The sequence below is a fragment of the Aureispira anguillae genome (assembly GCF_026000115.1).
Lineage (GTDB): Bacteria > Bacteroidota > Bacteroidia > Chitinophagales > Saprospiraceae > Aureispira > Aureispira anguillae.
Genome location: NZ_AP026867.1, coordinates 205502 through 215000, shown reverse-complemented (window position 1 = coordinate 215000; position 9499 = coordinate 205502). Strand labels below are relative to the sequence as shown.

Here is a 9499-nt window from a genome sequence, read left to right as displayed (position 1 = left end):
CAGTACCCGTGTGGGGGATCACGCTCTCACGCCCCCTACCCATCGTCGCCATGGTAAGCCGTTACCTTACCATCTAGCTAATGGGACGCACAACCATCTTTTACCAACCGAAGCCTTTAACTATTTAACTATGCAGCTTTATAGTATTATGCGGGATTATTCGCCGTTTCCAGCGACTTTCCCCCAGTAAAAGGTAGGTTTTGTACGCGTTACTCACCCGTGCGCCACTCGTCAGCATCCGAAGACCTGTTACCGTTCGACTTGCATGTATTAAGCCTGCCGCTAGCGTTCATCCTGAGCCAGGATCAAACTCTCCATACTATTTCTAGTTTTGTTTGTTATTTTGACGGCTATCTAATTTCATATATTATATATACTTCCTTAAATAGTCTCTCTTTTTGTCACTCATGTCCTCTTCTCTTTCTACGCTTGCTCTTGATCTCTCGATCAATTCTTTTCCACTAAATTTCTTTAGTTTCTTACCTAATTATCCTGTCGTTTCAAATATCTTTTTCTGCCTCTTCCGAGACTATTTCTTACCGCTCTCTCGTTGAGCGGTTGCAAATGTCTAACTTTATTTTTAAACCGCAAAATATTTTTAAAACTTTTTTCTAAAATTATTTTTTTGCAGTGCTTCTCTCTTTCTTCTTTCCTCAACACCTCTCTTTCGAAGCGGTTGCAAATGTCTAACTTTATTTTTAAACTACCAAATGTTTTTACTTTTATTTTGCAAAAACTTTTTCTTGTAGTTCATAAGCTTTTCCTCTCTTTTACGATTGCCTCTCTTTCGAAGCGGTTGCAAATGTCTAACTTTATTTTTAAACCACAAAACATTTTCAAAGCTTTTTTAAAAAATTATTTTTGTCGTCTTTTTTGCTTTTCATTTACACACTACCTCTCTTTTGAGGTGAAAGCAAAGGTAATATCCCTTTTTGGTTTTCACAAGTTTTCTTTATGAATAATTTATATTTTTTAACATTTTCTCTCCATTCCGATAACAATCTATTATAAAGCAATCGTCTACCTTTTTATTTTTTGGCACAAAATTTTAATATAAACAAGAAGAAGAACCTTATACTATAAAATTAATGCGCTTAACCTCATTTTTAAACTCTACCAATACTAGTTATAATAAATAGAGGAACTCTCATGTAAAAATACCCTTTGTCATTTTACTGGTCATTAAAAACTATTGGTTCTATTTAACTAGCAGCACAATTTTTCATCTATATCTAATTCCATTGGTGCAGATGTTTAAAATAAAATCTACATTTATACCCAAATTCTGATTACTCCTGTAGATAAAAAGGAATAGATCATAAATTTCCGAATCCACTAATCAACCAATTGAGGTTATCAAAATAGTTATTCAACTTAAATTATCATATACCTATTATATAGTATGAAAATAATCACTTGTTACTTCTTAATTTTTTCAGTTGTTTATGCCAATGCTCAAAACTTAGTTGTTAACCCTTCATTTGAAGAAGGTGCTATTTGCGATGGAACAACAGAACGAATCGATACGGTAAATAGCTGGTCTAGGATTGCAGGAAACCCTAGTTATATCAATACCAATTGTCCATTATCAAAAGAGTCAAAATCATTTATACAAGGGATGAAGCTCCCTCCTGCCAGCCAAGGGAATGTGTTATCGATTCAGAAAATGGATATTGCCACAGAATGCCAACAAGGAAGATTGGTTACAGCATTAGAAGCAGGCAAACAATATGTAATAAAAATGAATGTTCGTTTGCCCATTCAATTTTGCCAACAACCCATCCAGGAAGTAGGGGTCGTACTTAGTGCAAGTCCATTAGCGTACAGTCTAGATCGGCGAGCAATTGATGTCCCAGCGTTAGCTTTACAAAACAATAAGCAGAGTCTCATCACCAAACAATATGAGTGGGAAGAAATTTCTGCCTTGTACGTAGCAAACGGAGGAGAACAATTTATAGCTATTGGAAACTTTAGTACCACAAATACAGGCTTGTTCGAAAATCGAACTAAAAAAGAATGTACTTATATTTTTATAGATGCTGTTTCTGTTTCTGAGTTTAAGGAGCAAACCTTAACTTCTTATAGCCCCAATATGACGTTAAAAAAGAATCAACGCTTGTTATTAGCAGAAGTGAGCTTTGAAGAAGGTTCCGATGTTCTAAAAAAATCATCCTTTGGCATATTAAAAGCACTCGCTAAAACTTTGCTGGAAAACCCCAAGTTAAAAGTGGAAATTTCAAGCCATACAGATAATAGTTTAGATGCTATGGAAAGTTTGACCTTTTCTACTGCTCGAGCAAAAGCAATTGTCAATTATTTGGAAGGGCAGGACGTTTTAAGTTCTCAATTAAAAGGTCTTGGGCGTGGTAATAAAGATGCTATTACCTTAAATAATTCTGCCAAAGGGCGCAAAAAGAATGAGCGAATTGAGATTAAATTTATTGAGTTATAGTTTTATTCTCATTTGTTGGGTTATCCCCATCAATTTTCACTAAAAATCGCATTAGTTCCTCATTAAACAACTCGGGGGTATCCAAATTGAGAAAATGCCCCGCTTTTTTGAAATTCTTGCATTGAAAAGAAAGATGATGTTTTTGAAAAGTGCTTATGGTCTCCTTTAGCACTTGATTAATTTCATGGTCTTTTTCTCCACGCATAATCATGCTATTTACCTTCAACCTCTTGATTGTATCTAAATAGTTGAAATTGGCAAGGTGAGGAATGATGGCTAAAATGGTCTCCTTAGAAGCGCAACTTAACATATCTTGGATTTTTGTTTTGGCGTATGGAGTCTGCCCAGCAACACTAGATAATTTAGCAATGACACTTAGGGGGAGTATTTTATAAATTAGTTTTATTCCCCCGACCAACCATTTTGATTTTGTTAACCGCCCTGTTGTCCCAAAAGTAGTGAATGTACGTAAACGATCAGGAGATTTTTGAGCCAATTCAAACCCTATGTTCCCTCCCATAGAGTTTCCAACATAATGCACTTTTTGGATTTTCAAAAAATCCAATAACTCAATAATATCATTCGCAAATCGGCTTAATCCAAAATCAGTTGCAGTAGATGAACGCAAGGCAATAGAGTTCCCATGTCCGCAAAAACTAAGTGAAAGGACTTGGTGCGTTTTACTAAAATAAACATGCTGTTTTTCAAACTGCCTTAAATTAGCTCCTAGCCCATGAACAAAAAGTATAGTTATAGAATTATCAGTCCCCGTTATACAATATTCTAACTGAGTATTTTCTAACTGAACAGTGCTTATTATCATTGGAAATATTAATTATTCAGCCTATATAAAAGAAAAAGTTGCTGTAAGTGCAAAACGCTACTTACAACAACTCCATATATTTAAAACTTAACATTACTCAATCCTGCCAATTCCTTCACTTCTCGAACCGTTTCTTGTGCACGTTTGCGAATTTCAGCAGAAGAAGCTTTGATTTGCCCCTTAATTTCTTTCTTGCGACTAAGAATATCTTCTTTATTCGCTTTAAATTGATTACTTAAGGTCACCAAGCCCTCTGCTACTTCACCTTTTAAGTCAGAATATTTTAGGTTTCCAGCATTGTAATCTGCCATCAGACCATTGTAAGCATCCATTCGAGCAGCTGCTTTTAGCAAACTGAATAAATTTTCAACCCCTGCGCTCATTTCACCCGTTGGAGTATCTCCTGTATCGGTTACAGCTCTATTGATTTGTTTTCGAATTCTTGCCTCTTCTTCGAACACAGAAATATAATGTTTCTCTCCTGCACTTTTACTCATCTTTCGAGCAGGATCAGCTGTTGACATTACCTTAGGAATTTCCGTATGCAAGGTTTCTGGTAATACAAAATATTCTTTTCCTACCAATCGATTAAATCGTTCTGCAATTTCTCTGGTCAATTCCAAGTGTTGGTCTTGGTCTTTACCAACAGGCACATAATCTGCTTTGTAAATTAAGATGTCGGCAGCTTGCAATACTGGATAATCAAACAATCCTGCTGAGATAAAATCATCACTTGCTTTTTCCTTAGACTGTGCGCTCTTGTCTTTAAATTGAGTCATACGGCTCAAACGACCATAAGAGCAAAAGCAATTAAAAATCCAGCTTAGTTCAGCATGTTCTGGAACCAACGATTGAATGAATAAATTATTGGGTTCCACGCCTACAGCCATTAAATTAAACAGAATTTCCCAAGTATTTTGACGCAGTTTTTTAGGGTCATACGGCATGGTCATTGCGTGATAATCCACAACACCATACACACAATCGTATTCTTCCTGCAAACGCACCCAATTTTGTACAGCTCCAAAATAATTGCCAAAATGCATGTTCCCAGTGGGTTGGATAGCTGATAAAATTCGTTTCTTGGTACTCATTGTTTTAATTTTTTGAAAGTTTAAATGTATTAAAAAAATCGTTCTTTTTATTTCATAATTTTGATCGATATTATTCTTAATGTTATTATGAATATAAAAGAAAGGTTACAATTATACTAAAAGTTCCCATGATGCTCGAAAAAATTACCACTTTATTAAAAACAGGTATTCTGAAGAACATTGAATTGGCTTATCACCTTAGCCAACCTTCTTAAATAAGCCTTTGACTATTGGAACGAGGAAGTCAAAATTTGCTTTATTGGGCACATACACAACCTAAGATTCCAACCTATAATTTGTAATTAGGAGATTGTTGTTTTGTACTAAAAGAAGTAATTGCTTTAGCCATTCATCGGACAAATTTAGAACAACGCTACTTTTTACCCAATTTGTGTATTTTGGTCATCATCAGCCTATCCTATCCATCACACAGCTTTCTGAAAGCATAGGAGACTTGACACAACTCACAATCAAACAAAGGACAATATGCTGATTGGTGCATATTGTCCTCTTTTTTATTCCTTCAACTTAGTTGGTTGCTATCTAAAGCCAATCCCCTTTTTGGGAGTATCGTCATTTTGCTCAATCAGTTTAAAGTCTTTAAAATCCTCAATTGTTACGGTGCGAACCATCGTTGAAGTACGCTGATCAGAAGGAAGTTCTGCTAGGCGTAAATTTTGACGGCGAGCAATTTCTTTGACCACTTTTCGAATAGAACGAGCATTGCCAAAGTATTTATGCTTGTGTTCTAACATTCCTGCTACGTACTTCGTTAAATGTTCTTTAGATGGAGCGTCCAAATACAAATTTTCTTTTTCGAACATCACCTCCGAAATTTCGATTAGTTCAATGGTTGAATAATCTGGGAAATTAAGCGTTCGATCAAAACGAGACATCAAACCAGGATTAATTTCTAAAAACTTTTGCATCTCATGCGGATAACCAGCAGCAATAACAATAAACTCCCCTCGTTGATCCTCCATGCGTTTTAGCAAGGTTTCAACAGCCTCTCGACCAAAATCGCCCTGCCCTCCCTGAGTTAAAGAATAAGCCTCGTCAATAAATAAGCCCCCTCCAATAGCTTGATCGATCATAGCAGCCGTTTTGATGGCTGTCTGTCCTGTATACCCCGCTACTAATTCTTTGCGATCACATTCTACCAAATGTCCCCTTTCAAGAATACCCAATGCTTTGTAAATTTTTACTAAAATTCGAGCAACCGTTGTTTTTCCAGTCCCAGGATTTCCAGTAAATACCGTATGCATAGAAAAAGCCTTTTTTACATCTCGCCCTATTTCTGTATAATAACGTACGAGTTTGGCCATTTCATCGACATCCTGTTTTACTTCCTCCAGACCAATCATTTCGTGTAATTCCTTTAAGGCTTCGCCCAAGGCAGCTTCATCCACAGGAATATGTACTTTTTTGCTGTTGGTAATACCAAATGCTTTTTCAATATCCTCCAAAACAATCGTTGATAAATCCTCGTGTTCTAGTGCCTCAAAATTTTCCGTTTTCATCAAACGCAAAGCCATGTTTTGTTTGCATTCTTCGATAATTCCATTCACAAAACGAGCATTGCCAAAATGCTGATCTCGACCTCGGTAAGCTTCTACTATTTTTTTGTACAACAATACTTTCGCCTCTTCATTAATGCTGACATCTCGTTTTTCGGCAGCATAAGAAGCAATCTCCATTAATTCATCAGGAATATAATCCGAAAAATGAATGTGACTAGAAATACGAGAGCTCATACCTGGATTGGAACTAATAAACGCTTGCATCTCTTTGGGATAGCCTGCAAATATAATAGCAATATCACCTGGCCCATCTGACATTTCTTTGAGTAATACTTCAATTACTTCTTTTCCAAAATCTTTGTTGTCATCCCCCCTGTTGGAAAGCGCATAAGCTTCGTCTACAAATAAAATACCTCCCCTCGCCTTATCTATGGCCTTTTGAACCTTTGGTGCCGTTTGCCCAATATACTCTCCCACCAAATCTACTCGCCCGACTTCGTGTACATCTCCTTTAGACAGTAAATCCAAGCTATAGTAAATTTTGCCCAACATTTTGGCTACGGTCGTTTTTCCAGTACCAGGGTTTCCTAAAAAGGCCGTGTGCAAATTAAAAGTATTGTCCTCCTTAAAGCCCTTTTGTTCTCTAATTTTTAGAAATTTAAGATAGGTTGCAAACTCATCAATTTGTTTTTTTACAGCCTCCAAACCAATTAAAGCCTTTAGTTCCTCGGTAGCCTCCTCAAAAGTTGGCTTACCTTCTTTTTTTAGACCTTTGGTACTGGCTTGTTCAATCTTGTTATCAATAGAGAAAGATAAGGTTCCGTCCATCTCTTCTTCTTCTTGAGCAACCACAAAAGGAACAACGGCAATGAGCTCATTCATAAACTGAACTTCTAACGTGTAGTCATCTTCAAACCAATAATTACCTTTATTAGAACCATAACCTGTATCAAAAGTAAATGTAGTTATATCATCATGAATTTCTTTGAAATAATTCATATAAGCCTTATGCTGCCCTACATCATTGTAAAAATTAAACTTAAAATTTAGAGGCAACGGTCTAGTCTTACTTAAGATATCAATAGTAATCTCAGCATTTACATAGCGAGTGGTTGACTTATTGAACTTTTTTAAATACTTTCTATCTTTGTTTGGTCTTCCATCAATAGAACTTTCAAACAAACGAATATCTTTGATTTCAACATAAGGGTTTGACTCTGCCGAGACAGGTCCTTCATCAATAACATAAAAATAAGAAGTGCCTAAATATTGGTCGTCCAAATAAGCATCCCACTTATACTTTCCTCGTTTCCACCATCCAGGGTTTGCGGTTCCCCAACCTTCTTGAATTTTTACAATATTCTGCTCTTTCTTAACCTCAATATTCTTTTTCATATCGCAAATCTGCTCCCCTTTGTTAACATCTGTACAGACTAACCTAGATTCGCACTTCCAATCCCGCTCATCAAATAATTTATTATAAAACGATAGTTCTCCATAGATATAACGACATTCTGACTCATCAAAAACACGACGATAGCTCTTCAGGTTTTTGTAAAAATTCTCTACAGAACTAAAGACCTTTAGGTTATTATATTTATAGTTACCTCCAATAGCATTTTGGTCATCTTTCATAGTTTACTTATTGGTATTAGTTGAAGCGATGTAATTTTAGAATCTACTGATATAATTATTGGCTGTGTAATTTACTATTTTTTAGAAAAAAAATAATTGTTTTCATTTTTTTTCAGTCTATTAATATTTAATGCTCCGTTGATTTTCGCCTTTATCTTCAGGACTACTGCACAGTATAGTTTTAGCTCCAAGCCAACATAATTTGCTTTGCTCATGTATCAAATTGATTATCATTTTTTAGCACCTAGACCAACAAGAGCATATATCACTAATTATCCCCCCAAAAGCACTCATACCATAAATTAATACGATTTATTTAGCGGGGTACTGTCAAAAACAAATAGGTTCTAGTAAGTATTTTAGACTTCTATGTACCTTCGAAACATTGCTGTTGCAAAAACAATTATTGCAATTCTGATAGAAAAATATCATGCTGCCAAAAAAGTTTTCCGTTCCGATCAAAAAGCTCTAAGTGGCAACGTCTATCTTTTCCTTTTCCCAAAAGATGAATTTTACCAAAATTTAAATCCAATACTAAGGTTTCGGGCAATCGAATAGGGTTCTCTTTAGTATAACCTGGATTGACCAGTGAAGTTAGTGGTGAGCTTGTCATTTCATAAAGAGGATATTGGTTGTCCCGTTCCAACTTCATTAACTCACCATAATGTCGGTCGCCACTAAGAAAAATAACGCCTTTAATGTCTTCTTCACTCAAAAAGGTTAATAACTCCTCTCTTGATGCTCCAAAATCTCCCAAATCTTCACCACTAGGATTGTTAGGAAGTACTTGTGTTCCTGAGATAATAAATTTAAAATTTGCCTTAGATGCTCTTAATTTTTTTTGCAACCACTTCATTTGTTCCTCCCCCAACATACTACTATCACTAGCATGAAAACGGCTATCCAACATAAAAAAGTCTGCATCCGAATGACCAAAATGACAAAAAACTCCTGGGGTGCTTGCAGTGCCATAATAGGGATTGCTCCAATAGTACTTAAAGAGTTCTAAGGATTCATATTTTCCAGTATAATCTCCTCCCTCATTATTGTCACCAAAATCATGGTCATCCCACACTGCATACTGCGGGCAACTCTCCAAAAAATCTTTAAGTTTGGGTTTAAAACGCATTTTGATGTTTTTTTTGTGCATCCTCTGCTTGCTTTTCCACTCCCCAAACAAATAATAAACATTATCGCCCATCCATATCATGAAATCCTTATCCTGTTTTGTCATGGTTTCAAAAATAACTTCCTTCTTTTTGCCACTCCAAAAAGCAAAAGGATAAGGAAACGCACAGGAGCCTATTAAAAAGCTAATATCTTGATGATCGTTTTTTTTCTTTAGGTTTAGCTGCCCCTTTACGATAACATAAGATTCCATAACCACTAAACTCTGCTCAACTTCTCGTACAGTAGCCTCTGTATAGGTTTCAAAATATTCGTACAAATCTGCATTAAATTGAGTGACCCAATCCAAGAGGACATTTTCCTTCGAATGCGGTTTTACCAACATCCAAAACTGACTTGTACTATCGGTATAATGCCCATAAATAGGTCCAATTTCAACATCAAAATTTTGAGCCGACAATTGAATGTTGCCGATCAACAAAAGAAAAAAAACAAGCTTTTTTATCATATAATTCTAGATTTCTTGAATTAATACTCCCTTATTTAGCTCGTTACACTCGTGAGATAGTTTTTTAACGGAGTAAGGTTGAATAAGAATTGTTATCAATTACAAACGATGCTCAGGAGCAAAATGAGTAAATAATTGATTTTAGCAGATTGTATGTATGGGTTGATTCATAAATAACATTCTCATTATATATAATAAAAATTACGCTCCCCCCCAATTATTATTCTTGATTTCATCTGCTTCATATTGCAATTCATTACAATATCCTTACAAAAATAATTAACTTTGCGCTATTATTTAGTTAAGTAATTGTCAAAGTCTACGGCACTGTCAATTAAC

Annotated in this window: 5 protein-coding genes and 1 rRNA gene (1 of these 6 only partly in view); 1 reads left to right on the top strand and 5 read right to left on the bottom strand. The window is 35.6% G+C overall.

Annotated features, from left to right (window positions below):
* A 16S ribosomal RNA gene (locus AsAng_RS00835) occupies positions 1 to 321 on the bottom strand; it reaches 1204 nt to the left of the window's first position.
* Positions 322 to 1402: 1081 nt separating this feature from the next.
* Here AsAng_RS00835 and AsAng_RS00830 point away from each other — a divergent pair.
* The gene (locus AsAng_RS00830) at positions 1403 to 2452 is read left to right on the top strand and encodes an OmpA family protein (protein WP_264790872.1); all 1050 of its coding nucleotides are present in this window, start codon (positions 1403 to 1405) and stop codon (positions 2450 to 2452) included.
* Here the strand turns inward: AsAng_RS00830 and AsAng_RS00825 are convergent.
* From AsAng_RS00825 to AsAng_RS00810, 4 genes are all read right to left on the bottom strand, one after another.
* On the bottom strand, positions 2439 to 3275 hold the full coding sequence (locus tag AsAng_RS00825; protein ID WP_264790871.1) for an alpha/beta fold hydrolase: 837 nt from the start codon (positions 3273 to 3275) through the stop codon (positions 2439 to 2441). The genes AsAng_RS00830 and AsAng_RS00825 overlap by 14 nt on opposite strands.
* An 80-nt stretch (positions 3276 to 3355) precedes the next feature.
* Positions 3356 to 4369: a tryptophan--tRNA ligase gene (gene trpS, locus AsAng_RS00820; RefSeq protein WP_264790870.1), complete on the bottom strand. Its 1014-nt coding sequence runs from the start codon at positions 4367 to 4369 to the stop codon at positions 3356 to 3358.
* 539 nt (positions 4370 to 4908) lie between these two features.
* Positions 4909 to 7524 (bottom strand): AAA family ATPase, encoded by a 2616-nt coding sequence (locus AsAng_RS00815; RefSeq protein WP_264790869.1) that lies wholly within the window; start codon positions 7522 to 7524, stop codon positions 4909 to 4911.
* A 403-nt stretch (positions 7525 to 7927) separates the two neighbouring features.
* Positions 7928 to 9160 carry an alkaline phosphatase D family protein gene (locus AsAng_RS00810; protein WP_264790868.1) on the bottom strand — a complete coding sequence of 411 codons (1233 nt, stop codon included), beginning with the start codon at positions 9158 to 9160 and terminating at the stop codon, positions 7928 to 7930.
* Between the last annotated feature and the right edge of the window lie 339 nt (positions 9161 to 9499).

What these genes read in the sequence shown, in the direction of transcription:
- AsAng_RS00830 (WP_264790872.1), top strand. Translation starts at nt 1,403, where the DNA reads ATGAAAATAATCACTTGTTACTTCTTAATTTTTTCAGTTGTTTATGCC.
- AsAng_RS00825 (WP_264790871.1), bottom strand. Translation starts at nt 3,275, where the DNA reads ATGATAATAAGCACTGTTCAGTTAGAAAATACTCAGTTAGAATATTGT.
- trpS (WP_264790870.1), bottom strand. Translation starts at nt 4,369, where the DNA reads ATGAGTACCAAGAAACGAATTTTATCAGCTATCCAACCCACTGGGAAC.
- AsAng_RS00815 (WP_264790869.1), bottom strand. Translation starts at nt 7,524, where the DNA reads ATGAAAGATGACCAAAATGCTATTGGAGGTAACTATAAATATAATAAC.
- AsAng_RS00810 (WP_264790868.1), bottom strand. Translation starts at nt 9,160, where the DNA reads ATGATAAAAAAGCTTGTTTTTTTTCTTTTGTTGATCGGCAACATTCAA.